The 23,430-nt window shown below is 74.8% G+C and carries 23 protein-coding genes and 1 pseudogene; 14 read left to right on the top strand and 10 right to left on the bottom strand.

Annotation, left to right across the window (positions count from 1 at the left end):
• Window positions 1-54 precede the first annotated feature (54 nt).
• Window positions 55-387, bottom strand: coding sequence for a WhiB family transcriptional regulator (locus ACOJUF_RS10115; RefSeq protein WP_420121728.1), 333 nt, complete (start codon window positions 385-387; stop codon window positions 55-57).
• A gap of 372 nt (window positions 388-759) precedes the next feature.
• On the opposite strand from ACOJUF_RS10115, the gene ykgO reads away from it, so the two are divergent.
• The 8 genes from ykgO to ACOJUF_RS10075 all read left to right on the top strand — a co-directional run bounded on the left by ykgO (window position 760) and on the right by ACOJUF_RS10075 (window position 7,975).
• The gene (gene ykgO / locus ACOJUF_RS10110; protein ID WP_420121727.1) at window positions 760-882 is read left to right on the top strand and encodes a type B 50S ribosomal protein L36; all 123 of its coding nucleotides are present in this window, start codon (window positions 760-762) and stop codon (window positions 880-882) included.
• Window positions 883-1,032: 150 nt separating this feature from the next.
• On the top strand, window positions 1,033-2,601 hold the full coding sequence (locus ACOJUF_RS10105) for a TrkA C-terminal domain-containing protein (protein ID WP_420121726.1): 1,569 nt from the start codon (window positions 1,033-1,035) through the stop codon (window positions 2,599-2,601).
• Window positions 2,602-2,827: 226 nt separating this feature from the next.
• Window positions 2,828-3,427 (top strand): lysophospholipid acyltransferase family protein, encoded by a 600-nt coding sequence (locus ACOJUF_RS10100; RefSeq protein WP_420121725.1) that lies wholly within the window; start codon window positions 2,828-2,830, stop codon window positions 3,425-3,427.
• Window positions 3,424-4,551 (top strand): glycosyltransferase, encoded by a 1,128-nt coding sequence (locus ACOJUF_RS10095; protein WP_420121724.1) that lies wholly within the window; start codon window positions 3,424-3,426, stop codon window positions 4,549-4,551. The genes ACOJUF_RS10100 and ACOJUF_RS10095 overlap by 4 nt, the downstream gene beginning before the upstream one ends.
• 8 nt (window positions 4,552-4,559) lie before the next feature.
• Window positions 4,560-5,735, top strand: coding sequence for a cytochrome P450 (locus ACOJUF_RS10090; RefSeq protein ID WP_420121723.1), 1,176 nt, complete (start codon window positions 4,560-4,562; stop codon window positions 5,733-5,735).
• A gap of 19 nt (window positions 5,736-5,754) precedes the next feature.
• Window positions 5,755-6,102 carry a lycopene cyclase domain-containing protein gene (locus ACOJUF_RS10085; protein ID WP_420121722.1) on the top strand — a complete coding sequence of 116 codons (348 nt, stop codon included), beginning with the start codon at window positions 5,755-5,757 and terminating at the stop codon, window positions 6,100-6,102.
• Window positions 6,099-6,428, top strand: a complete 330-nt coding sequence (locus ACOJUF_RS10080) for a lycopene cyclase domain-containing protein (protein WP_420121721.1) — start codon at window positions 6,099-6,101, stop codon at window positions 6,426-6,428. Before ACOJUF_RS10085 ends, ACOJUF_RS10080 begins: the two co-directional genes overlap by 4 nt.
• Window positions 6,425-7,975, top strand: coding sequence for an FAD-dependent oxidoreductase (locus ACOJUF_RS10075; RefSeq protein WP_420121720.1), 1,551 nt, complete (start codon window positions 6,425-6,427; stop codon window positions 7,973-7,975). The genes ACOJUF_RS10080 and ACOJUF_RS10075 overlap by 4 nt, the downstream gene beginning before the upstream one ends.
• A gap of 94 nt (window positions 7,976-8,069) precedes the next feature.
• Here ACOJUF_RS10075 and ACOJUF_RS10070 read toward each other — a convergent pair whose 3' ends face one another.
• The 3 genes from ACOJUF_RS10070 to ACOJUF_RS10060 are packed head-to-tail and all read right to left on the bottom strand — an operon-like array spanning window position 8,070 to window position 11,571.
• Window positions 8,070-8,951, bottom strand: coding sequence for a phytoene/squalene synthase family protein (locus tag ACOJUF_RS10070; protein WP_420121719.1), 882 nt, complete (start codon window positions 8,949-8,951; stop codon window positions 8,070-8,072).
• Window positions 8,948-10,432, bottom strand: a complete 1,485-nt coding sequence (locus ACOJUF_RS10065; protein ID WP_420121718.1) for a phytoene desaturase family protein — start codon at window positions 10,430-10,432, stop codon at window positions 8,948-8,950. Before ACOJUF_RS10065 ends, ACOJUF_RS10070 begins: the two co-directional genes overlap by 4 nt.
• Window positions 10,429-11,571, bottom strand: a complete 1,143-nt coding sequence (locus ACOJUF_RS10060) for a polyprenyl synthetase family protein (protein WP_420121717.1) — start codon at window positions 11,569-11,571, stop codon at window positions 10,429-10,431. The genes ACOJUF_RS10065 and ACOJUF_RS10060 overlap by 4 nt, the downstream gene beginning before the upstream one ends.
• A 416-nt stretch (window positions 11,572-11,987) precedes the next feature.
• Between ACOJUF_RS10060 and ACOJUF_RS10055 the strand changes: the two genes are divergently transcribed.
• The 3 genes from ACOJUF_RS10055 to ACOJUF_RS10045 all read left to right on the top strand — a co-directional run bounded on the left by ACOJUF_RS10055 (window position 11,988) and on the right by ACOJUF_RS10045 (window position 14,133).
• Window positions 11,988-12,779: an SDR family oxidoreductase gene (locus ACOJUF_RS10055; protein WP_420121730.1), complete on the top strand. Its 792-nt coding sequence runs from the start codon at window positions 11,988-11,990 to the stop codon at window positions 12,777-12,779.
• Window positions 12,780-12,851: 72 nt separating this feature from the next.
• Window positions 12,852-13,025, top strand: coding sequence for a hypothetical protein (locus ACOJUF_RS10050; RefSeq protein ID WP_420121716.1), 174 nt, complete (start codon window positions 12,852-12,854; stop codon window positions 13,023-13,025).
• Window positions 13,026-13,137: 112 nt separating this feature from the next.
• Window positions 13,138-14,133: an FkbM family methyltransferase gene (locus ACOJUF_RS10045; RefSeq protein WP_420121715.1), complete on the top strand. Its 996-nt coding sequence runs from the start codon at window positions 13,138-13,140 to the stop codon at window positions 14,131-14,133.
• Between the two features lie 10 nt (window positions 14,134-14,143).
• On the opposite strand, the gene ACOJUF_RS10040 is transcribed toward ACOJUF_RS10045, so the two are convergent.
• The 5 genes from ACOJUF_RS10040 to ACOJUF_RS10020 form a co-directional block, all read right to left on the bottom strand.
• Window positions 14,144-15,391, bottom strand: a complete 1,248-nt coding sequence (locus ACOJUF_RS10040) for a glycosyltransferase family 2 protein (RefSeq protein WP_420121714.1) — start codon at window positions 15,389-15,391, stop codon at window positions 14,144-14,146.
• Entirely contained in the window at window positions 15,388-16,296 is a 909-nt protein-coding gene (locus ACOJUF_RS10035) for a glycosyltransferase family 2 protein (RefSeq protein ID WP_420121713.1), read from the bottom strand. Before ACOJUF_RS10035 ends, ACOJUF_RS10040 begins: the two co-directional genes overlap by 4 nt.
• Entirely contained in the window at window positions 16,293-17,366 is a 1,074-nt protein-coding gene (locus ACOJUF_RS10030; RefSeq protein ID WP_420121712.1) for a glycosyltransferase, read from the bottom strand. Before ACOJUF_RS10030 ends, ACOJUF_RS10035 begins: the two co-directional genes overlap by 4 nt.
• Window positions 17,354-18,493, bottom strand: coding sequence for a glycosyltransferase (locus tag ACOJUF_RS10025; RefSeq protein WP_420121711.1), 1,140 nt, complete (start codon window positions 18,491-18,493; stop codon window positions 17,354-17,356). Before ACOJUF_RS10025 ends, ACOJUF_RS10030 begins: the two co-directional genes overlap by 13 nt.
• A gap of 116 nt (window positions 18,494-18,609) precedes the next feature.
• A complete protein-coding gene (locus ACOJUF_RS10020) occupies window positions 18,610-19,662 on the bottom strand; it encodes a glycosyltransferase (RefSeq protein WP_420121729.1) in 1,053 nt (350 codons plus the stop codon).
• Window positions 19,663-19,852: 190 nt separating this feature from the next.
• Between ACOJUF_RS10020 and ACOJUF_RS10015 the strand changes: the two genes are divergently transcribed.
• The 3 genes from ACOJUF_RS10015 (at window position 19,853) to ACOJUF_RS10005 (ending at window position 23,094) form a co-directional block, all read left to right on the top strand.
• Window positions 19,853-20,974 carry a hypothetical protein gene (locus ACOJUF_RS10015; protein WP_420121710.1) on the top strand — a complete coding sequence of 374 codons (1,122 nt, stop codon included), beginning with the start codon at window positions 19,853-19,855 and terminating at the stop codon, window positions 20,972-20,974.
• Window positions 20,975-21,059: 85 nt separating this feature from the next.
• Window positions 21,060-21,626: an HPP family protein gene (locus tag ACOJUF_RS10010; protein WP_420121709.1), complete on the top strand. Its 567-nt coding sequence runs from the start codon at window positions 21,060-21,062 to the stop codon at window positions 21,624-21,626.
• Window positions 21,627-21,714: 88 nt separating this feature from the next.
• Window positions 21,715-23,094 (top strand): aspartate aminotransferase family protein, encoded by a 1,380-nt coding sequence (locus ACOJUF_RS10005; protein ID WP_420121708.1) that lies wholly within the window; start codon window positions 21,715-21,717, stop codon window positions 23,092-23,094.
• 153 nt (window positions 23,095-23,247) lie between these two features.
• Here the strand turns inward: ACOJUF_RS10005 and ACOJUF_RS10000 are convergent.
• Window positions 23,248-23,430, bottom strand: a pseudogene (locus ACOJUF_RS10000) (1,3-beta-glucanase); the annotation flags it as partial.

The raw sequence follows: 23,430 nt of genomic DNA, 5'->3' as shown, positions 1-23,430 counted from the left end.
CCCCGGGGGGGGGGGCGCGACGGCCGGACGGGGGCGGGCCGGCCGACGCGCCGATCAGCCGGACGTGCCGGCCTCCGAGGTGGCGGGCGTCCGGCGAGGGGCGGGGTAGCGCAGGTCGTCCACGCCGAGGATCTCGGCCCGATCCTCCTCCGAGAGCCCGCCCCAGACCCCGTACGGCTCCCGGGTGCGCAGGGCCCACTCCCGGCACTGGACGATCACCGGGCACTCCCGGCAGGTCTGCTTGGCGGCCTCGATGCGGCGCTCCTTGCTCCGCCGGCGTTCGCCGGCGGCCAGGAAGAATGCCTCGACGTCCATGCCGCGGCAGGCGCCGGCGAGTTGCCAGTCCCATCGCTCGGCCACCGGGGCCGGCAGGGCGGGCGCGCTCATCGGGCGGCTCGTGGGGAGCGGGGTGCCGGGAGGGCGGGGCGGCGGGGCCCGGTTCGGTCCGTCATGTCGTCGCCTCACGTCTCGCAGCGGTGGGATGGGTGGGCTGGTGCGGCGACCTCGGGCGGGGCGCTCCGGGCGCTGAATCCGCGGTGGGCGCGGCCGATCGGGTGCATCGGTGCACGGCGGTCGGGCCATCCTCTCTGCAATGGTCGGACCATAGAATGGCCCTACCGTAAGGGACGGGTCGGCCGGTGTCCAGTGACGCCGTTCACATCCCGGGCGTCCTCCGATCGTGACCCGCCGGCTGGCGTCTTCGTGTCTAATGAGAGCCGTTCTTGTTAAGCCCCCTCGACGACCGGCAGGAGGTGACAGATGAAGGTCAAGGCATCGATCCGATCGCTGAAGAACCGGCCGGGCTCCCAGGTGGTGCGCCGGCGCGGGCGGATCTACGTGATCAACAAGGCCAACCCGCGATTCAAGGCCCGTCAGGGGTAGCCCGGACCGGCGCCCGGCGGGTCCGATCGGGACTTCGGGCCCTGCCCGGGCCCGGCGGGGCAGGCGCAGGGTGGGGACCACTCGGGCACGAGGAGGTGGGCCGCCGATGACCTGCGACGACGCCCGGCGACCGGCCACCCGGAGCCGGGCATGACCGCCATCCTGGCCGCGAGCCCGCTGCTCACGCTGATGCTGGTGGTCGCGGTCGGCACTCTGCTGGGTCTGGTGCGGTTCGGCCCGATCACGCTCGGCCCGGCCGGCGCGCTGTTCGTCGGGCTGCTCGTGGGGGCGCTCGACCCACGGCTGGGCACCGGGCTGGACCTGGTTCGCACCCTCGGGCTCGCGTTGTTCGTCTACACCGTCGGCCTGGCCTCCGGGTCGGTGTTCTTCCACTCGGTCCGCCGTCACCTGCCGGTAATGGTGAGCGCGGTCGGGGTCCTGATCGTGGCCGGTCTGCTGGTCACGGTCATCGGAAGCGCGGCGGGGCTGACGGCGGCGGTGCGCGGCGGCGCCTTCGCCGGGGCCCTGACCAGCACGCCCGCCCTGGCCGCGGCGACGGCGCGGGCCGGCGGCACCGAACCGGCCGTCGGGTACGCGCTGACCTACCCGTTCGGCGTGGTGCTGACCATCGTGGCGATGTCGGCGGTCCTGGGCCGGAGCTGGCCGGCTCCCCGGGACCAGCCCTCGCCCGCGGCCCAGGCGCTGGTCGACTTCACCGTCGAGGTGCGGCGGGCGGCCCGGCTCGCCGACGTGCCCGGTTTCGCCGACCATCTCGTCCGCTTCTCCTACCTGTGCCGGGACGGGATCACCCGGGTGGTCCGGGAGGACGAGGAACTGCTGCCCGGGGACCGGGTGGTGATCATCGGCGGCGCCGGCCCGGCGGCCTCCGCGGTCGACTACCTCGGCCGGCGGGCCGCCCGCCACCTGGCCCACGACCGGTCCGAGGTCGACTACCGGCGCATCCTGATCTCGAATCCGGCGATCGCCGGGCGCACGGTCGGCAGCCTGGACATCCCGCGCCGGTTCGACGGGATCATCACCCGGGTGCGGCGCGGTGACACCGAACTGCTCGCTCACGACGATCTGGTCGTCGAGCTCGGCGACCGGCTGCGGGTGGTGGTGCCGCGACGCCGGATGTCCGACGTCGGCCACTTCCTCGGCGATTCCGAACGCCGGGTCAGCGAGGTCGATGCGCTGAGCCTGAGCCTGGGCCTGGCCGCCGGCCTGCTGCTGGGACTGGTCACCGTGCCCCTGCCCGGCGGTGGTGGCCTGACCCTGGGCGCCGCTGCCGGACCGCTGGTCGTCGGCATGGTCCTGGGCCGGATCGAGCGGACCGGGCGCATCGTCTGGGGCCTGCCCAACTCGGCCAACCTGACGATCCGCCAGCTGGGGCTGCTGCTGTTCCTGGCCGCCACCGGGCTGGCCTCCGGACCGGCCTTCGCCGCTCAGGCGTTCACCGCGGACGGTCTGCGGATCGTCGCCACCGGCGTGGTGGTGGTCGCGGTGACCGACCTGCTGATGGTCGTGGTGGCGCGCCTGTTCGGCACCAGCCCGGTGCGGGCGGCCGGACTGCTCGCCGGTCTGATCAGCCAGCCGGCCGTCCTGGCCTACGGCACCGCCAGGGTGGACGACGAACGGCTGGGGGCCGGGTTCACCGCCCTGTTCGCCGTCGGCATGATCGCCAAGGTGGTGCTGGTGCAACTCATCGTCGGGGGCTGACCGCCGGGCCCGCTGTGGCGCAGCACACATGCCCGGCCGGCGCGCCAATCGCCCAGCGGGGCGGGAGGTTCCGGCCGCCGGGCGGCCGGTCGTGGTGAAGGGGCGCCGGGCCGGTCGGTAGGTTGGCCAGGTGTCAGGTACGACGGACGCCACGCCGCCCCACGCGCAGCCGCGCCGACCCCGGACGCCGGTCGCACCGGCCGCCGGGGGGACCAAAACGACTGCCGTGGCCGGGTTCTGCCTGGACCAGCTGGTCCGCCGGAACCTGCGCGGGGTGTGGGTGCGCGGCGACCTGCCGGCCGGTCCGGCGGTCTGGGCGGCCAACCATCACAGCTGGTGGGACTTCTTCGTCGCGCAGGCGGCGTTGCGCGCGGCCGGCCGTTCCGACGTGGGCGTCCTGATGGACCCGGCCAACATCGGCTCGCGGCGGGTGTTCGGCTGGGCCGGAGCGGTCGGGTCGGACCGGCTCCGGGCCGCGCTCGACGTGCCCCGGTCGGGCGGGGTCCTGGTCGTCTTCCCCGAGGGCGAGCTGCGGGCGTGCGGGCCGCTGGGCCCGCTGCACCCGGGGGCGGCCTGGTTCGCCCGGCGCACCGACGCCCCGCTGCTGGCCGTGGCCACCCGGGTCGTGCTGCGCGGACAGCAGGCCCCCGAGGCCTACCTCGACCTCACCCCGGTGGCGTCCGCCGCCCGGTTGGCCCCGGTGCTGGCCGAGCGGCTGGCCGGGCTGGACGGCGAAATGTCCGGCGCCGATCCGGCGCATCCGATTCCGGGGTTCCGGCAGGTAGTTCGAGGCGTGCGCAGTTGGTCGGAACGGATCTCCCGGTGACGGGGTGGCGGTCGAGCCGGGCGCCGGCCGCGATCGAACCGGCCGCGCTGCCGGTGCTGGGCTTCCTCGCGGCCAAGATCGCCGTGCTGGCCGTGAACACCTGGTGGTTCCCGACGCTGTCCGGGCGCCACCCGCGCCCCGCGACCGGATCCACGGCTCTGCTGGTGCCGCTGCGGGACGAGGCGGACCGGATCCCGCAGACGCTGCCGGCCATGCTCGCCGCCGGCTTCGACGAGGTCGTCCTGCTCGACGACGGCTCGACCGACGACACCGCCGCGGTCGTCCGCCGGCTGCTGGACCGTGCCGATCCCGGCTCGCCGCCCGTGCGGCTGATCACCGGCCGGCCCCGGCCGGACGGCTGGGCCGGCAAGACCTGGGCCTGCGCCCAGCTCGCGCAGGCCAGCGGGGCCGGCACCCTGGTGTTCTGCGACGCCGACGTGCGGCTGGCCCCCGACGCCGCCGCCGCCGTGCTGGCCGAGATGGAACGGCAGGACGCGCAGGTGTTCTCGGTCTTTCCCCGGCACCGCACGCAGTCCTGGAGCGAGCGGCTGCTGGCCCCGCTGATCGTCGACGTGCTGCTCTGCGGGCTGCCGTTCGGGCTGCTGCGCAGTCCCATCCGGTCGGCGGCCACGGCGCACGGCGCCCTGCTGGCGTTCCGGCGCGAGGCCTACGCCGCGGCCGGCGGTTTCGACGCCGTGCGGGACGCGGTCATCGAGGACGTCGCCCTCGCGCGCACGGTCCGGGCGCGCGGCCTGCGGCTGGGTCTGGCCCTGGGCGGGGCCACCGTCCAGGTCCGGATGTACCGGAACCGGCGCGAGGTCGCGGCGGGGCTGGGCCGCGGGTTGCTGCCGATGACCGGCGGCCGCCGCTGGCTGGTCGTCTCGGCGTGGTTGTGGCACCTGCTGGCGTACTCGGTGCCGCCGGGGCTCGCCCTGGTGTCGCCGCGGTGGCGGCTGGCCGCCGTACTCGGCATCGCCGAGCGGGCGCTGCTGGAGGTCAAGACCGGTGGGCGGGACTGGCCGGCCGCGCTCGCGGTCGCGGCCTCGCCGCTGGCCGCGGTGCCGGTGGTCGCTCAGGGGCTGCGCCGGCGCCAGGTCTGGCGGGGCCGGAGCTACGCCACGTGAGCCGCCGCATGCCCGGCCCCGGGGAGTCGCACCGGGCGCCCAGCCCGGCCGGGGCGCGGATCAGCGGCCACCTGCCGCGCTGGGGCCGGGACGCGATCGCCCTGCTCGACGAGGGGGCGCGGCTGGGTCCGGTCTTCCGGGTCCGGTTGTGGCGGCGGGCGCTGGTGGGCTACCGGCCCGACTGGAACCGGATGATCCTGACCGATCTGGACACGTTCCGCAGCCGGGGCAGCATGAGCCAGCTCTCGCCGTTCCTGCGCGGGGGCGTCATCTCGCTGGAATCCCCGGCGCACCGGGCCCGGCGCGCCGACCTGAACCCGTCGTCCCACCGCCGGGTCGTCACCCGGCTCTTCACGGCCGGGTTCGCCGACGTCGTGGCCCGCTGCCGTCCGCAGGGCACCTTCGACGCGGTGGCCTGGGCCGCCGCGGTGGTGCGGCGGCTGCTGGCGGAGGCCTTCTTCGGGCCCGGCCACCGGACCGACGTCCTCGACCGCTTCCTCGCCCCGCTGGACCGGTCGCTGCCGGCGCCGCTGCTGCCCCGTCCGGTGCGCCTGCGCCAGATGCGGCGGACCCTGGCCGCCGCCATGGCGCAGCCGCGGCCGGACACGCTGCTCGCGGACTTCGCCGCCCTGCCCGGGCCGCGGGCCGCCGCCGTCGACGAGGCCATGGTCGCGCTGGCCGCCGGGTACGACACGACCGCGCACACCCTGGCCTTCTCGCTGTGGGAACTGGCCGCCCGGCCCGATCTCAACGATCCCGCCGCCGATGCCGCCGGGCGCACCGGGGCGCTGGTCCGGGAGACCCTGCGGCTCTATCCGGCGGGTTGGATCGGCAGCCGGGTGACGACCAGGGACGTCGAGTTCGACGGGCTGCCGGTGCCGGCCGGCCGGCTCGTGCTCTACAGCCCCTACCTGACCCACCGGGACCCGGCCCTGTGGCCCGAGCCCGACCGGTTCCGCCCGGAACGGTTCGAGCAGCCCATCCCGGCCTGGGGGTACCTGCCGTTCGGGGCGGGCGAGCGCACCTGCCTGGGCGCGGCCTTGGCCACCTCGATGGTGCAGACCGCCACCCGGGGCTTCGCCGGCGGGCGGCTGCGCCGGGTGGGCGGTGACCCGCGGCCGGCCGGGGTCCTCACCCTGACCCCTCGCGGACCCCTCATCCTGGAGTTCCGGACCCGCACGTGACCCCTTCGGAGGATTTGCTGTGCACCATCTGACCTACCTGTCGGTGCTGCTGGCCTGCCTGGTGCTGACCGCCCCGCTCGAGATCGTCTTCAAGGCCCGGGTGTACGGCCGGTGGCGGCGCGCGGCCGCAGCCATCCTGCCCGTCGCCGCGGTCTTCGTGCTGTGGGACTACCTGGCCACCGCGGCGGGCTGGTGGTGGTTCGACGAGCAGTACGTGACCGGGGTGTTCATCGGCATCCTGCCCCTGGAGGAGCTGATGTTCTTCCTCGTGGTGCCGATCTGCGCGCTGCTGACCTTCGAAACGGTCCGCCGGCTCCGGCCGGCCTGGGCGGACGGCGCGGCCGCCGACCTGGAGGCCCGGCGATGATCGGCGCCTACACCGCCGGCGCGCTGGTGGCGATCGTGGTGGCCGTCCTGATGGACCTGGTCGTCGTGCGCACCGGCCTGCTGCGGACCCGGCTGTTCTGGGCCAGTTACGCGATCGTGGTGTTCTTCCAGCTGATCGTCAACGGCATCCTCACCGGCCTGGGCATCGTGCAGTACGACCCGGACGTGATCCTGGGGATCCGCCTGGCCTACGCGCCCATCGAGGATCTGGGCTTCGGATTCGGTTTGGTCACCCTGACGCTGGTGGCCTGGACCCGGTTGGGCCGCACCGCGGCCGCCGGGCGGGACGAGAGGGAGGCGGCATGACGCGGCAGGACGGACGCGGCCGGTGGCGGCCGGGCCGGGACCGGATGGCGGTCCGGCATCCGGCCGGGACCGGGACCGCCCGGGTGCCGGGACCGGCCCCCCGGGTCCTGGTCGCCGGCGGCGGAATCGCCGGCATCGCCGCGGCGGTGGGGCTGGCCGAGCGCGGGGTCCGGGTGGTGCTGGCCGAGCAGCACCCGCAACTCGGCGGCCGGGTCCGGTCCTGGCCGGTGACCCACGGAACCGACCAGGTCACGATGAGCCGGGGCTTCCACGCCTTCTTCCGCCAGTACTACAACCTGCGGGCGCTGCTGCGCCGGGTGGATCCGGACCTGGCCGGCCTCACGCCGCTGCCCGACTACCCGGTGGTGATGGCCGACGGGGCGACGGACTCGTTCGCCCGCGTGCCGCGGACCCCGCCGCTGAACCTGTTCTGGTACGCGCTGCGCAGCCCCAACTTCGGCGCCCGGGCGCTGGTCAAGGCCGACATCGCCGCCTCCTCCGGCATGCTCGACCTCGACTTCCCCCGGTCCTTCGACGACCACGACGCGATCAGCGCCGAGGAGTTCCTGGACGAGCTCCGGTTCCCGCCGGCCGTGCGGCATCTCGCCCTGGAGGTGTTCACCCGCAGCTTCTTCGCCGATCCGAGCGAGTACGCCGCGGGCGAGCTGCTGGCGATGTTCCACCTGTACTTCGTCGGCTCGTCCGAGGGGCTGCTGTTCGACGTCGCGACCGACGACTTCGGTACGACGTTCTGGGATCCGCTGCAGCGGCACCTGCTCGGCGGCGGGGTCGACGTCCGGACCGGCGTGCGGGTCGGCGATCTCGACTTCGGCGCCGGCCCGGGGGTGCGGGCCACGGTCGGCGACGAGCGGGTCGAGGTGGACGCCGTGGTGCTGGCCGCCGATCCCCGCGGCACCCGGGCGCTGGTGGCCGAGGCCGCCGGCCTGCCGGCCGGCGGGTGGCGGGAGTCGCTGGCCCGCACCGGCAACGCCCCGCGGTTCGTGGTCTGGCGGCTCTGGCTGGATCGGCCCGTCCAGGCCGACCGCCCGGCCTTCGTCGGCACCGGCGGGTTCGAGCTGCTGGACAACATCTCGGTCCTGGAACGGTACGAGGCGGGCGCGCGACGCTGGGCCGCGACCAACGGCGGATCGGTGGTGGAGGTGCACGCCTACGCGATCGACGAGTCGTGGACCGAGCGGGCGCTGCGGGAGGCGCTCCGGGCCGAGCTGGCCGCGGTGTTCCCCGAGACCCGCGGGGCCACGGCACTGGCCGACGAGTGGCTCGTCTCGGACGACTGCCCGTCCTTCCGGCCCGGTGAGCGCCGGCACCGGCCCGGGGTGCGCACGGACGACCCGCGCCTGGTGCTGGCCGGCGACGGGGTGCGGTGCGATTTGCCCGTCGCGCTGATGGAGCGGGCCGCGACCACCGGCTGGCTGGCCGCCAACGCACTGCTCGAGGGGTGGGGCACCCGGGGCCACGACCTGTGGTCGGTCCCGACGTCCTCGCGGGTCGGCGCGGTCCGGACGCTCCGCCGGCTGGCCGTGTGACCGGGGGCGGGGTCGGGCCCGGGTCCGGCCCCGCCCGGGTTCGGTCCCGGGACGGCCGGGGTCGGTCCCGGAACGGCCGGGGCCCGGACGCCGGTCAGGGTCCGGTGATCAGGATCCGGGCCGCGGTCCCGGCCTTGCGCCAGGTGGGAACCCGGGCCCGCACCGAGAAGACGTCGTAGTCGGCCGCCTCGATCCGGTCCAGGATCTGCGAGTAGAGCACGCGGGCGGTGGCCACGCAGCGGGCCGAGCGGCCCGGCAGCCAGGCCAAACCCCGGTCGGCCTCCCGGTAGAGCCCCCGCGCGCGCTCGATCTCATGGGCCATGAAGGCCCGCCACTGGGGCGTCACCCGGCGGCTGCCCAGATCGACCGGCCGCACCCCGAAGCGGCGCAGCTCGTCCTGCGGCAGGTAGACCCGCCCGCGGTCGAGATCCTCGGCCACGTCCCGCAGGAAGTTGGTGTACTGGAAGGCGAAGCCAAGGGCCCGCGCCGGCGCGACCGCCTCCGGGCCGCGCGGCTGCAGCACCGGCAACATCATCTCGCCGATGACCGCCGCCGACCCCTCCATGTACCCGAGCAGGTCGTCCCAGGTCTCGTACCGGGTCGTCGTGAGGTCCATCGCCATCGCCCCGAAGAACCGGTCGAAACACTCCTGCGGGATGCCGACGGTCCGGACCGTGTGGGCGGCCGCGGCCAGCACCGGGTCGGTGGTGCCGGAGTCGACCGCCGCCCGGAAGTCGGCCGCGAAGGCGTCCAGCCGGGCCCCGATCTCGGCCGGGGTCCGGCCGGTGGTGACCGCCTGGTCGTCCACGATGTCGTCGGCCAGCCGGCACAGGGCGTAGACGGCGTGGACGTGCCGGCGACGCCGTTTCGGCAGCAGCTGGGTGCCCCAGTAGTAGGTGGTGCCGTTGCGGCGGGTGATCTCGGCGCACCGGGCGTAGCCGGCCTCCAGCACGCCCTCGTCGACGGCCAGGGTCATCCCGGACCGCCGCCCAGGTACCCGCCGACCCGGTCCGCGGCCAGCTTTCCCGAGATCAGCACCATCGGCACGCCGACTCCCGGCACCGTGCCCGATCCGGCGAAGAACACGCCGGGAACACGCTTCTCGACGTTCGGCGGCCGGAAGGGGCCGGTCTGCGGGAACGAGTGGGCCAGCGCGAACGGGGTGCCCAGGTGCATGCCCTGACGCTCCCAGTCCAGCGGGGTCACCAGCTGTTCGGCCACGACGTCGGTGGGATACCCGGCGCCGTCCAGGAAGTGCAGCAGCCGCTCCCGCATCGGCCCGGACTGCGCGGACCAGTCGATGTCGGCGGTCAGGTTCGGCACCGGCTCCAGCACGAACAGGGTCGAGCCACCGGGTGGCGCCGCCTGCGGATCGGACCGGCTCGGCACCGTGACCAGGCGCGACGGGTCCGGCATCAGCCGGCCACGGTTCAGCAGGGCGTCGAACGACGACTCCCATTCCTGCCCGAAATGAATGTTGTGGTGGGCGATGTCATCGTTCAGCGGTCCCCGCACGCCGACGTGCCAGACGACGGCCGACGGCGAGTAGGTGCCCGACCGGACGGCCCGTGGCGGGCGCAGCTCGGGCAGCAGCCGCTGGTAGGCGACCGGCAGGTCGGGGGTGAGCACCACCGCGTCCGCCCGCTCCCGCCCGCCGTCGGCCAACCGCACGCCGGCCACCGCCCCGGTGTCGGTCCGCCGGAGGATCTCGGTGACCTCGGTGCCGTACCGCAGCTGGCCGCCCGCCTTCTCGCAGGCGGCGGCGAGGGCGGTCGGCACGGCGTGCATGCCGCCGTCGGGGTACCACACCCCTTCCACGGTGTCCATGTAGGTGATGACCGCGTAGAGGGCCAGCGCGGCGTCGGGAGCCAGGCCCGCGTAGAGCGCCTGGAAGCTGAACAGGCGGTGCAGCCGCGGGTCGGCGAAGCGGCGCCGCACCGCCGGGCCCAGCCGGCCGAAGGCCCCCAGCCGCAGCAGCCGGGCGGCGGCCCGGGGGGAGGACACCAGGTCCAGCGCCCGGTCGAAGTTGCGGTCGATGAACCGGGACCATTCGGCGTCGTACAGCTCGCCCAGCCAGTCGACGAACCGGTCGTAGGCGGCCGCGTCGGCCGGACCGGACGCCCGGGCGATCTCGGCGCGCATGGCCGCGGTGTCGGCCCGCACCCGCAGGGTGCTGCCGTCGGCGTAGACCGCCCGGTAGGCCGGATCCAACCGGCGCAGGGTCAGCACGTCGCTCATCCGCACCCCGGCGGCGCCGAGGGTGTCGTCGATCAGCTGGGGCATGGTCAGGACCGACGGGCCGGTGTCGAAGACGAAGCCAGCCGATTCCTCGCGACCGGCGCGGCCGCCCGGCAGCGCGGCCCGTTCGGTGATGACGACCTCGTGGCTGCGGCCCGCGAGATGGCAGCCGGCGGCGAGGCCGGCCAGCCCCGCGCCGACGATGACGATGCGGCTCATCGCTCGCGCCACGCGATCGTGTGGGCCAGCTGCCGCAGCTCGTCGGCGACGTCGGGATCCAGGGCCGGGTCGTCCAGCGCGGCCAGCGCCGCGCCGACCGAATCCGCGATCATCCCCTCGACCCGGCTGCGGGTGCCGTTGGACGACAGCTCGGCCAGCAGCAGGGTCAGCTCGTCGGGCCCGAACGCCGGCGTCCCGACCAGGTCGAGCGCCCGGCGGGCGGCCGGGGTGCGCGTGCACTCGGTGGCGATCGACAGCAGCACGGTCGGCTTGCCGCAGATCAGGTCGTCGCCGGCCGGCTTGCCGGTCCGGTCGGGATCGCCCCAGACGCCCAGGACGTCGTCGCGCAACGCGAACGCCTCGCCCAGGTGCTCGCCGTACCGGCTCAACCGCTCCCGCACCCCGTCCGGGGCGGACGCGGCCGCCGCGCCCAGCTCCAGCGGCCGCTGGACGGTGTAGCAGCCGGACTTGAGGATGGCGACGGACCGGGCGAACGGCAGGTCCCGCCGGCGGGCGGCGGTGCCGGTCAGGTCCTGACGCTGGCCGACGACCAGCTCGACGACCAGGTGCCGCCAGAGACGCCGGATGACCGGATCGGTCTCCGCGATCAGCCCCTCGGCCTCGGCCAGCGCCAGATCGCCGGCCAGGATGGCGATGCTCGTCCCGAACAGCTCCGGGCGGCCGCCGGCGCCGGCCGCGGCGTGCCGGTCCCCGGCCTGCCGGTGCACCGTGGGGACCCCCCGGCGGGAATCGGACTCGTCCATGACGTCGTCGTGGACCAGGGCGAACAGATGGAGCAGCTCCAGGGCGGCGCCGACCGTCACGATCTGCCGGCGCTCGTCCGCGCCGGGGCCGCCACCGGCCGCCCAGCCCAGGTAGCTCATGGTCGGGCGGATCCGCTTGCCGCCGCTGGCCAGCAGCGCGCCGAGCAGCTGGGGCAGGTCGGCGTCGCCGAGCACGTCGGTGCCCTGCCCGTCGACCAGGTCGGCCCAGCGGCGGCTCAGCGCCTCCATGGTCGAGCCCAGGCAGTCGTCCACCGCGGCCAGGTGCGCGGTGATCCCGACGCGGTCGTCGGACAGGGCGAACAGGCGACCGGCGGGGGCCGGCTGCTCGGGCAGCACTCTGATGGGTCGAGTCACGTCTCTCCGGGCGGTCGGCTCGGGTGGGCAGGTTCTTAGCGATACCGGAGTGATGGCGCCTTTGGAGGCGGAGAAACCGATCCGAAACAACCTGTTTTCATCCCGGCGGGGGCGGCCGTCGCCACCGGCTGTCATCGACCGTACCCGGTGGGTGAGACGGGTCGTCCCGCATGCCAGGCCGGTCGCCCGACCCGGATCAGCCACCCCGGGCCCCGGCCAGGGCACCCCGGAGGGCACGGGCACCACCCATCGCCTGGCACCCGGACCGTTTGGCGACGCCGTCGCCGCGGAACCGACCATCGGTGGCCGCGCACCGCGGCACCGTGCTCGATGACGACCAGGCGAAAGGGGAGGACGTGACGCCACCGGCGAGTCAGCCCGCCCAGCAGCAGGAACCGCCGGGCATCCAGTCCGCGATGACCCCCGTCCCCGACTGCGGCGAGGAGTCCTACACCGGGCACGGCCGGCTGCTCGACAAGGTTGCCGTGATCACCGGCGGCGACAGCGGCATCGGCCGGGCGGTGGCCATCGCCTACGCCCGGGAAGGTGCCGATGTGGTGATCTCCTACCTGAGCGAGGACGGGGACGCGCAGGACACGGCCCGCCTGGTTCGCGAGGCCGGCCGCCGGGCGGTGCTCGTCGCGGGCGACGTCTCTCAGGCCCAGCACTGCCGCGACATCGTCGATCGGGCGATCGCCGAGTTCGGCCGGCTGGACATCCTGGTGAGCAACGCCGCCTACCAGATGAGCCACGAATCGCTGGAGGAGATCTCGGACCAGGAATGGGAGCACACCTTCGCGACCAACGTCTCGGCGATGTTCTACCTGGTCAAGGCGGCGTTGCCGCACCTGGGGCCGGGGGCGTCGGTGATCGGCAGTTCGTCGGTGAACTCCGACATGCCCTCGCCGACGCTGGCCCCGTACGCGGCCACCAAGGCGGCCGTCGCGAACCTCTCGGCCAGCCTGGCCGGGCTCCTGGGCGAGCGGGGCATCCGGGTCAACAGCGTGGCGCCGGGACCGGTGTGGACACCGTTGATCCCGTCCACCATGCCGCCGGAGAAGGTCGAGACTTTCGGCCAGGACACGCCCGTGGGCCGCCCGGGCCAGCCCGCCGAGTTGGCGCCGGTGTACGTGCTGCTGGCCTCCGACGAGGCGTCCTCCATCTCGGGCGCCCGGATCGCGGTCACCGGCGGACGTCCGGTTCTCTGACCGGTCCGCCGGCCCCGTCCGGGAGCACACGGCAGGCACGACCTACCGGAACGACACCTCAAGGAGGACTCGATGAGTCAGGAAACGTCTCCCACCCCGCGCAGCCAGGAGGCGATGGCGGGCCGCCGGGCGCCGGCCGAGGGCGCCGATCCCGACGCGGCCGACCTGCCGCCGGACCCGACGCCACCGGAGGCCGCCACGGATCCGGCCGAGGGTGCCGACACCGCCGACGCCGCCGGCCACTGACCCCGTCCCGCCGGCCGTCCCGGACGACCCAGCCGGACGACCCAGCCGGTCGACCAGACGCCGGACCGACCGCTGGCCGATTGGCCCGGCGCCGGCTGGGTACCGTGCCGGCGTGACCGATTCCCCTCCCGGTGCCCGGCGGACGACCGGTCCGGAGCGTGCCGACCGATCGGTCACCCGTCACGGTCCGGCCGGGGACGGCGGCCCGCACCGCCCCGAGATCGACCGGAGCGTCGCCGATCTGCTGGCTCCGGCCTGGTCGGCCGAACCGTCGGGACCGGCATCCGAACCGGTGGTGGAGATCGTGGACGTGGGGGCCAACCCGATCGACGGCGACCCTCCGTACCGGCCGCTGCTGGACGGCGGCTGGGGCCGCGTCACCGGGTTCGAGCCGCAGCCCGGGGCCCTGGCGGAACTGCGCCGGCGGGCCGGCCCGGGGGAGCGGTACCTGCCCTACGCGGTCGGCGACGGGCATCGGCACACGCTGCACCTGTGTGCCACCTCGGGTTTCGCCAGCCTGCTCGAGCCGGACCAGTCCCAGCTGGACCTGCTGATCGACTTTCCCGCGCTGGCCCGGGTGGTCGACCGGCAGCCGGTCGACACCCACCGGTTGGACGACATCGCCGAGATCGACTCGGTCGACTACCTGAAGATCGACATCCAGGGTGGCGAGCTGGCCGTCCTGCGCGCGGGGCGCGAGTCCCTGCGACGAGCGGTGGCCGTGCAGACCGAAGTCGGGTTCCACCGCCTGTACCGGGATCAGCCGACCTTCGCCGAGGTCGACCTGGAACTGCGCCGGCAGGGCTTCGTGCCCCACCAGTTCGTGACCACCCGGACCTGGCCGCTCGCCCCGGTGGTCTGGGCCGACCCGCTGGAACGGGCGGCCCGGCAGCTGGTCGAGGCCGACGTGTTGTACGTCCGGGACCCGGTGCGGGCGGCCGACTGCGATGACGGTCAGCTCGCCCGGCTGGCCCTGATCGCCGACGTGGTGTACGGCAGCGCCGGATTGGCGTTGCGGTGCGTGCTGGAGCTGGTCCGGCGCGGGGCCCTGCCGCCCGACGCCGCGGACCGGTACCGCCGGCTGGCCGCCACCCGGCTGGCCGCCTGACCGGCGCGCGTCACCATCCACCCCACCAGCGCTCCAGGCCGACGTCCTCGGGAATCGGCTCGAGACCGGGCGGGGTCCGGCCGGGCATCGGGGCGTCCCGGTTGCGGGACCGGGTGTGATGGATCTGCATCCACTCCGGAACCTCGCACTCGCCGGCCGCGCAGGCGACGGCGAGCGGCTCCGCCAGCCGAACCGGCCGGTGCACCGTCACGACCCACCGGGCCCGGCCGGTGATCTCGACCGGAACCGGTCCGGCGTGCACCCGCGGGTCGTCGGCGAGCAACGGCGGCAGCGGGTCGCGGGGTCTCTCGAACCACACCCCGGCGTCCGAGCCGGCCAGCAGCCCGGCGACGCACGCCACGACCGCCGCATCGGCGGCGGTGCCGGTCGTCGGGCCGGTGTAGCGGACCACGATGTCGGGCTGCGCGAAGATCAGGCCGCGGCCGCGGACCGACGGCAACGGGACGGTCCTGGCCAACCGGATGCTTTCTGCGTTCTTCACCGCCGCCGGCCGGTTCCGGCCGGCCGCGTCCGGCCCGTCGTGCCAGGCCACGGCGGCGGGTTCGTACGCCCACCCGGCGCCGGCCACCCGGCTCCGCCAGGCCAGGTCCCAGTCCTCGCCGCCGTACCCCACGAACGACTCGTCGAAGCCGCCGGTGGCCAGCCAGAGCCGCCGGTCCACGCCGAGCACCGCGGAGATGATCAACCGGAAGTCCTCGTCGCCCGCGGCGGCCAGATCGGCGGTCCGGGCGTACCCGGCCCGGAGCCAGCCCGGATCGGGCAGGACGGTGATTCCCGGGTGGCGCGGTCCGGTCGGGTCGCTCGCGACCCCGTCCCGCAGGAAGCGCAGCGCGTCGCCGGCACCGACCCCGGACCGGGCGGCGTGCCGGCGCCGCCCGACGACCAGGGCCCCGTACCCGTCGTCGACCGACCCCAACCGGGCGGTCATCGCGGCGACGTAACCGGCGGTGGGCATGGTGTCCCCGTCGAGGAACAGCACCAATTCCCCCGTCGCCCGCTCCGCGCCGAGGTTGCGGGCGGCGGCCGCCCGGAACCCGGCATCGGGCTGGCGGGCCACCGTGCACGTGAACCCCAGACCCGGCGGGATCCGCGGGGGCCGGGGGGAGCCGTCGTCGGCGACCACCACCTCGAACCCCACCCCGCCGGTCTGCTGGGCCAACGCCCGCAGCAGCAGGGTCAGCCGGTCCTGGTCGTCGAAATAGGGAATGACGATCGAGACCTCGGGCCGCGCGGTCATCCGGTGCCGCCCGCGACGCCGGATCCGGACCCGGTCGCGACGAGACTCCAGGCGTCCCGGTCGGCGTCGTAGCGGGCCAGTCCCAGGTCGGCGAACGCGGTCAGCCACCCCTGCATGGGCCAGAATCCCCACCGGTGGTGGAAGACGCCCGCGTTGCGCACGATGTCGGGCAGGTGCTGGGTCGGCGGGGACGGTGACGGGTGGTACTGGTGGAACGCATCCGCGCCCCCGATCCAGCGCAGGTTGATGCCCTGCCGGAACGCCAGATACGACAGGTCGGTGTCCTCGGCGCCGTACCCGCGGTACTCCTCGCAGAACCCGCCGAGAAGGCGCCAGGTGGCGGCGGACACGGCGAAGGACAGCGACCAGAACAGGTGCCAGTCGTCCGACGGGACGGACCGTCCCGGACCGGGTCGCGGGCGGCCGTTGGGTACCCGTCCCCGCAGGTCGGCCGGGTGCACCGCGGTGGCGTCGACCTCCGGCGCCAGGTACTGGACCACCCCGCAGTGCAGGGCGGGCGCGTCTTCGCCGGCCACGGCCGCCGTGTACGACTCGACCAGCCCCGGACCGGGCACGCAGTCGACGTCGAGGAAGATCAGCACGTCGGCCCCGGCGGCCAGGGCCGCGCGGGCGCCCGCGTTCCGCGCGGCGGCCAGGGGGAGGCGACCGTCGCCGGCGCCGTCGACGAGGTCGACACCGCGCACCTCGCAGCCGGTCCCGGCCAGGGGTCCGGCGGCCCCGCTCGCCGCGGCGACCGGGTCGCCCATGCCGACCACCACGTACACGTCCGGGCGGCGGCCGCCGAGGCGCAGCCCCCGCTGCTGGCCGAACAGGTGCCGGTGCCGGCCCCGCGCAATGGTGATGACGGCGGTCCTCGGGCGATCGGGCGCGTTCGCTCCCGTCATGCGGTCGGCTCCCGGGCCGTCCCGACGTCCCGGACCTCGATCGCCGTCTCCAGGAGGAAGTCCGCGGCCCGTCGCGGCGCGTTCCCCGGCGCCCAGCGGGCCCAGCGGTCACCGCCCAGGGACAGTGCCCCGGCCAGCAGGTCGGGCCACCGGGCGGGGTCGGGAACCGCGTGCAGCCCGACCGCGAGCCCCGCCCGGTGCAGCGTGGCGACGGTGGCCGCCTGTTCACCGTGCGGTCGGCTCTGGGCCATCACGACGGCCGGTCGGCGGGCCGCCGCGACCTCGGCGATCGAATTCTGCCCGCCGTGCGTCACCACGACGTCCGCCCACGCGAGCTGGTCCCACACAGGCACCCCGCCCTCCGGCCCGGCCTGGCGCCAGGACCACCCCGGAGTCGCCCGCGACGCCGCGTCCAGGAACCCGTCCGGCAGTGGCTCGCCGCCCCGGCCCCAGAGCACCAGCACCCGGCTCGGCCGCTCCCGAGCGACCGGCCGGACCGGTGTCCGACCGGCGTAGCGCGAAATGGCGCCGGCATGGAACGTCTTGTCCGGCCACGGGTTCGACCACTGATCGGCCGAGAATTCGGCCGCCCACGGGGCCAGGATCGCGTGCGCCGAGTCGTAGGCCGATCGGTGGGCGCGGTCGGAACGGTCACCCGGCATGGCCATGACCACGGTCGGCACGCCCATCAGCCGGCTCATCACCGCGATCTCCACGGACACGTCCACCACCATCAGATCCGGGTCGGTCCGGTCGATCCAGTCCGCCACCAGAGCCATCCGCCGGCGCAGCCCCTGATCGTGCCGGGGAACCCAGTGCAGGGTGCCGTGCGCGGTGTGATCGGCCGGCCGGGTCAGATCGTCCATCGGCAACCCGACCCACGGCATCGGCGGGTGCGGTGCCGGCAGCGAGCTCAGGACGGTCGTGGCCGCGGGCAGGAACGCCGCGATCGCGCCGGCCCGGTGCAGATGACCGAGACCCTGGTGGTGGACGTAGTACCCGATGGTGGGCGGCCGGTCGACCCGACCCGAGCCACCCGGACGGGAGCCGGCCACCCTCAGCTCGACCATCGTCGCACCGCATCGCCGTAGACCCGCTCGTAGCCGCGCACCATCGCCGCACCGCCCAGCCGGGCCACGGCGAGACGCCGGACGATCCGCCGGTCGAGGGCGCGGGCCTGCGCCACCGCCCGCACCGCCACGTCGAGCTGATCCGTGCGGAAACCGTCGGCGGACACCGCCGGCAGGATGCGCCCGGCCGCCGGCGGGACGACCTCCGGCAGGCCGCCGCGGCCGAACGCGACCACCGGTGTTCCGCAGGCCATGGCCTCGGCCGCGACCAACCCGAACGGTTCGTTCCACACCGGTGTGACCAGGGCGACCCCACTGTGTCCGGCCAGCCGCGCAAGATCGGACTGTCCCAGATGCCCGGCGTAGCGCACCCCGGGACCCAGCCGCGGCCGGATCGCCCGGGCGAAGTAGTCCCGGTCGATGACCGGACCGGCCAGGGTCACGTCGACGCCGGCCGCCCGCGCCAGCTCGATGGCCAGGTGCGGGGCCTTCTCCGGCACGATGCGTCCCGACCACACCGCCCCGGGACCGCCCGGTCCGGCCCGCCACACCGTCGTGTCGACCCCGTTGCGCACCACCCGGGCCGGCACCACCGGACGCCACAGGGCGGCCGTCGCCCGGCTGACGGCCACGAACGTGCCGGTGGGGGCCGGCCGACGCCCCTCGACGAGCATCTGCTCGGCCCACGGCAGGAGCGGGGTGTGCAGGGTGGTCACCAGAGGGGCCGGCAACGCGCCCGACCGTTCGATCGGCACCGGATGCAGGGAGTTGTTGTGGATGACGTCGAACGAGCCCAGCATGCCGTCCCGGATCTGGTCGAACAGCTCGTCATAGGCCGCGCGTTCGGCCCGTCGAATCGTCGGGTGCTCGGTGGTGTCGGCCCGGTCCAGGTCGGACACCGCCGGCAGCGGCTCGATCTCGTGCGTCACGACGGCCGGGTCGCCGCCGCGGCGGCCGGCGACGGTGACCGAATGCCCCCTGGCCCGCAAACCTCTTGCCAGTGACCAGGTGTGAGCCTCGAGCCCACCGGCGAACGGCTCGCCGATGGGGTAGCGCAACGACGCCACGATCAACACCTTGACCGTCGACGACGGCGATCCGGGCCGGTTGGAACGCTGCAGCCCCAACGATTCACCTCCTGATGGTGGGAGCGAGGATCCCGACCGACCGACGGTCGGCGGCGCTGGCGCGCCAGTACCCCGGTGGTGTCCCGGTGAACCCGGGGCGGCCGCGCCCGGGTCGATCAGCACCCGGATGGCCGACGGCCGCGCAGCGCGGCCCGGTAGATCCGCTCGTGGGTGCGCGCGATGCGATCCCGCTGGGCCCGGCGGTCGGGACGAACCGGGGTGGCCAGCGCGGGCCGTTCGCGGATCTGTTCCACCAGCATCGCGAACGGCTCCGGATCGACCGAGCCGTCGGCCGACCGGGCGTACGCCGGATGCCCGTGCTGGCCGGCATAGTGACCGGTCGCCGGCACCAGGACGCCGGTGCCCACGTCCACGCACGCCTCGAGCCACCCGGAGTGCGTGCCGAACCGGTAGGGCAGCACGACCAGATCGAGCGAGCGCAGGTACCGCCACAGTTCCTCGTCGGTCAGCCGGGGGTGAGTCCAGACCGACCACCGCTGGTCCGACCGCCGGTCCCGCAGGAAGGCGGCCAGTGCCCGGGCCCGATCGTCCGGCCGGGTCAGCACCCCCGGGTGCAGGTCGACCCGGACCGTCAGGTCGGGAACCCGGTCCAGCGCGGCGGCCAGGGCGACCAGGACCGGCAGCGGGTCGGTGTTGGCCCGCAGGTCCTTGACGCTCACCCCGACGACGAACCCGGGAGCACCGTCCCGGGTCGCCGGTGACGGTGCCGGTGCGGTCCAGGCGAGATCGACCAGATGGGGATGCGGGACCACCTCGGCAGGCCGGCCCCACCGTCGCCCGATCTCGGCCGCCGCCCCCGGGGTCAGCGTGATCAGCCGGTCCGCCCGCGGGACCAGGACGTCGAGCAGCGCCCGGTACCGGGCCTGGTCGGTCAGGTGCGGATTGACCAGGTCGTGCACCGTCAGGACCAGAGGTTTCCCGGCGCGGTCGAGCTCCCGGCACCACCGGGCCAACGACTCCGGGTCGGCCGATTCGAAGCCGAAATGCACGTGCATGAGATCGAAGTCGTGGCGGTGCCGGCGCACCCAGCCGGGGTCGAGCATGACCGGCGGCCACCATTGACCGGGGGCCGGATCGGCGACTGCCGGGGCCGGGTCGGGGAGCCGGCGCACGGGATCGGGACCGGTCGGTGCGGTCAGATGGCGCACGTAGGGGTGCCCCGCCGGGATGGATGCGACCCGGAGGGCCGGGCCCGTCGCCGTTGCCGTCACGCACGCACCCCCGACCGTCGTCTCCGTCGGGGCTCCGCGACCCCGCGGCAGCTCAGGTACCCATCCGCGGTCGGCCCACACCGAGCGCCGTCCGGTTCGGCGACGTGCCGGTGGGTACATCCAGCCGGTGACCCTGCCGCTCCAGCCCGCCGACGATCACATCGCCGTCGGCACCGTCGGGCCGGCCGCCAACGGCATCTCGATCCTGGCCCGTCGACTCGCGGCGTCGGCTCGGGCGCAGGGCTTCGCCGGCACCGTCGTCGACGAGCCCGACCCCGCCCGACTGGCCGGTCTGCCGGCCCGATTGCCGCCGCCGGTCCGGTTGGTGCATCTGCACGTCAGCGACTGGCTGTTCGCCGATGCGGCCGCCGATCCGGCCGCGACGCTGGGGGGACTGCGCCGGGATCTGGCCCGGCGAGGGGTCCGCCTGGCCCTCACCCTGCACGACGCGCCGCAGGGGGCCGACGATCCCGCGCTGGTGCGGCGCCGCTCCGGAACCTACCGGGAGTGGGCCCGATCGGCGGTGGACGTGGTCGTGTCCAGCGACCACGAGCGTTCGCTGCTGCGCGAGGTCGCCGGAGTGCCGGGATCGGCGGTGTCCGTCATCCCCCTGCCGATCGACCCCCTGCCGATCGACCCCCTGCCGATCGACCCCCTGCCGTTCGGGCCGCGGCCGACCGGGGTCGCGACCGACCCCGGGGCCCGCGGGTCGCGGACCGCTGCTCCCACGGTCGCCGTGTTCGGCTTCCTCTATCCGGGCAAGGGTCACCGGGAGGTGCTCGACGAACTGGCCGGCCTGGCGCCCGGTCTGACCGTGCTCGCCGTCGGTCAACCATCGCAGCGGCATCCGGAGCTGCCGGCCGAGCTCACGCGGCTGGCCCGGGACAACGCCATCGACTTCCGGGTGGCGGGCTTCGTCCCGGACGCTGATCTGGCCGGGTACCTGCGGGCGCCGGTGGTCCCGGTCGCCCCCCAGACCCGGATCTGTGCCTCCGCCTCGCTCAACGCGTGGATCGGGGCCGGCCGGCGACCGCTCGTCGCGGCCGGACGGTACGCGCAGGAACTGGCCGGGCGGCTGCCCGGGGCGGTCCGGCTCTACCGGCCGGGCGGCCTGCGCGAGGAGGTGCGGCGGGCGATGGAGGAACCGGCTCGCACCTGGTTGCCCGCGGACCTGCCCGTCGGCCCGACGACCCCCGCGGTGGCGGCCGCCTACCTGGCCCGGTGGCGGCGGCTCGTCGCCGGGTGCTGAACGGCGCGGTCGGGACCTTCGGCCGTTCCCCGGCCCACCGGCCGGCGCCACGCTGGAGGTCACCGGCCAGCCGAAGGAGCCGACGATGCGGGCCCGAGAACTGATGTCCCACCCGGCGATCACCGTGACCCCGGGCACGAGCACCACCGCGGCCGCCGCGCTGCTGTGTGAGCGCGGGTTCACCGCGCTACCCGTGGTGGACGGGGCCGAGCTGGTCGGCATCGTCACCGAGGCCGACCTGCTGGGTCCGGACGCGCCGCCCGCCGGACGGGTACGGGACGTGATGACCGCGCCGGTCGAATCCCTGACCCCGGACGCGGACCGTGCGGACATCGTCCGGATCATGCTCGACGTCCGGATCCGTTGCCTGCCCGTGGTCGAGGGCCTGCGGGTGGTCGGCGTCGTTACCCGCCGGGATCTGCTGCGCGCCCGCCCGGAACCGACGGACCAGGAGCTGGCCGACGAGATCGACCGGCAGCTGGCCGCCCTGGACACACCCAACCGGTGGCGCGTGTCGGTGGCCGGCGGCGTCGCCGAGATCGAGGACTACGGCAGTGACGATGCCGTGCGGGACCGGGCCGCCCGGCTGGCCTCGGGGGTGCCGGGCGTGGTCGAGGTGCGCGCCCGCCACCAGACCCCGGATCCGTTCTGACCCGCCCGGCCCGGCTTCGCGACGGAGCCCGGGCGGGGGCCGGCCGGGGCCGGCAGACAGCCGCGCGGGCGTCTGGCACGCTACGGGCATGACCGCGCTGATCCCGCCCACCGCCGGACCGTCCGGAGCCACCGACCACCTGTGGTTGCACTTCAGCCGGATGGGCAGCTTCGCCGACCGGCCGGTCCCGGTGATGGCTCGCGGGGAGGGGGCGTACCTGTGGGACACGCAGGGGCGCCGGTACCTCGACGCGCTCTCGGCGTTGTTCGTGGTGCAGGCCGGCTACGGCCGGGACGAGATCGCCGCCGCCGCCGACGCGCAGATGCGCCGGCTCCCGTACTTCCCGGTCTGGTCCTACGCCACGCCACCGGCGATCGAGCTGGCCGACCGGCTGGCCGCGCTGGCCCCGGGTGATCTGAACAAGGTGTTCTTCTCCACCGGCGGCAGCGAGAGCGTGGAGACCGCCTGGAAGGTCGCCAAGCAGTTCTTCAAGCTGACCGGAAAGCCCGCCAAGACCAAGGTGATCAGCCGGTCCGTGGCCTACCACGGGACGACCCAGGGCGCGCTGTCCCTCACCGCGGTCCCGGGCTTCCAGATCCCGTTCGCGCCCCTGGTGCCGGGCGCGGTCAAGGTGCCCAACACCGACTTCTACCGGGCCCCCGAGCATCTGGCCGGCGACGAGAAGGCCTTCGGACGCTGGGCGGCCGACCAGTTCGAGCAGGCGATCGTGATGGAGGGCCCGGACTCGGTGGCCGCGGTGTTCGTCGAGCCGGTGCAGAACGCCGGCGGCTCGATCCCCCCGCCGGCCGGTTACTTCGAGCGGCTGCGGGAGATCTGCGACTTCTACGACGTGCTGCTGGTCTCCGACGAGGTCATCTGCGCCTACGGGCGGCTGGGCACCATGTTCGGCTGCGAGAAGTTCGGCTACCAGCCCGACATCATCACCAGCGCCAAGGGTCTGACGTCCGGGTACGCCGCGCTGGGGGCGGCGATCATCTCCGACCGAATCTTCGAGCCGTTCGCCTCCGGCACCGTTGCGTTCCCGCACGGCTACACGTTCGGCGGCCACCCGGTGGCCTGCGCCGCCGCGCTGGCCAACCTCGACGTCTTCGCCGCCGAGGACCTGCTGGGCAACGTGCGGCGCAACGAGGACGCGTTCGGGGCCACGCTGGGCCGGCTGGCGGACCTGCCCATCGTCGGCGACGTGCGCGGCAACGGGTACTTCTGGTCGGTCGAGCTGGTGCGCGACCGGTCGACCAAGGAGCCGTTCACCCGCGCGGACTGCGAACGGGTGCTGCGGGGCTTCGTCGCCCCGGCCGTCTTCGAGGCCGGGGTCTACTGCCGCGCCGACGACCGGGGCAACGCGGTCGTGCAGTTCGCCCCGCCGCTGATCTGCGGCCAAGCCGAGTTCGACGAGATCGAGTCGGCCATGCGATCGGTGCTGGCGGACGCCTGGACCAAGCTCTGATCCGCCGCGGAGCCCCCGGGGCGGCCCGCCGGACGGACGGGCGTCGGGCCCGGCGCATCGCCCCCGGGCGGTCGGGGGATGCCGAAACGGCCCGGCCGGGGGGATCCCGGCCGGGCCGTCGTGGGGCGCCGTGACTGCCCGGTCAGTTCCTGGTCACGGCTGGTAGGTGTAGACCGACACCCAGTCGATCTGCAGGTGGCCGGCGGCGGTCGCCGCGGGACCGGTCTGCTCGGTCTCGGTCTGCAGCATCCAGTGCATCGGCTTGGTCGGGATCGAGGTCGTCGTGGTGCCGGCCACCTGGCCGTCGATGATGTAGGTGATCGCGGTGGGGGTCCA

The sequence above is a fragment of the Nakamurella sp. genome (genome assembly GCF_048594475.1).
Classification (GTDB): Bacteria; Actinomycetota; Actinomycetes; order Mycobacteriales; family Nakamurellaceae; genus Nakamurella.
The sequence above is the reverse complement of the archived record's forward strand: the minus strand, read 5'-3'. Positions and strand labels throughout refer to the sequence as shown.

Excerpts from the sequence above, each read along its gene's own strand:
- ACOJUF_RS10115 (WP_420121728.1), bottom strand. The coding sequence starts at position 387 with ATGAGCGCGCCCGCCCTGCCGGCCCCGGTGGCCGAGCGATGGGACTGG.
- ykgO (WP_420121727.1), top strand. The coding sequence starts at position 760 with ATGAAGGTCAAGGCATCGATCCGATCGCTGAAGAACCGGCCGGGCTCC.
- ACOJUF_RS10105 (WP_420121726.1), top strand. The coding sequence starts at position 1,033 with ATGACCGCCATCCTGGCCGCGAGCCCGCTGCTCACGCTGATGCTGGTG.
- ACOJUF_RS10090 (WP_420121723.1), top strand. The coding sequence starts at position 4,560 with ATGCCCGGCCCCGGGGAGTCGCACCGGGCGCCCAGCCCGGCCGGGGCG.
- ACOJUF_RS10080 (WP_420121721.1), top strand. The coding sequence starts at position 6,099 with ATGATCGGCGCCTACACCGCCGGCGCGCTGGTGGCGATCGTGGTGGCC.
- ACOJUF_RS10075 (WP_420121720.1), top strand. The coding sequence starts at position 6,425 with ATGACGCGGCAGGACGGACGCGGCCGGTGGCGGCCGGGCCGGGACCGG.
- ACOJUF_RS10070 (WP_420121719.1), bottom strand. The coding sequence starts at position 8,951 with ATGACCCTGGCCGTCGACGAGGGCGTGCTGGAGGCCGGCTACGCCCGG.
- ACOJUF_RS10065 (WP_420121718.1), bottom strand. The coding sequence starts at position 10,432 with ATGAGCCGCATCGTCATCGTCGGCGCGGGGCTGGCCGGCCTCGCCGCC.
- ACOJUF_RS10055 (WP_420121730.1), top strand. The coding sequence starts at position 11,988 with ATGACCCCCGTCCCCGACTGCGGCGAGGAGTCCTACACCGGGCACGGC.
- ACOJUF_RS10050 (WP_420121716.1), top strand. The coding sequence starts at position 12,852 with ATGAGTCAGGAAACGTCTCCCACCCCGCGCAGCCAGGAGGCGATGGCG.
- ACOJUF_RS10040 (WP_420121714.1), bottom strand. The coding sequence starts at position 15,391 with ATGACCGCGCGGCCCGAGGTCTCGATCGTCATTCCCTATTTCGACGAC.
- ACOJUF_RS10035 (WP_420121713.1), bottom strand. The coding sequence starts at position 16,296 with ATGACGGGAGCGAACGCGCCCGATCGCCCGAGGACCGCCGTCATCACC.
- ACOJUF_RS10030 (WP_420121712.1), bottom strand. The coding sequence starts at position 17,366 with ATGGTCGAGCTGAGGGTGGCCGGCTCCCGTCCGGGTGGCTCGGGTCGG.
- ACOJUF_RS10010 (WP_420121709.1), top strand. The coding sequence starts at position 21,060 with ATGCGGGCCCGAGAACTGATGTCCCACCCGGCGATCACCGTGACCCCG.
- ACOJUF_RS10005 (WP_420121708.1), top strand. The coding sequence starts at position 21,715 with ATGACCGCGCTGATCCCGCCCACCGCCGGACCGTCCGGAGCCACCGAC.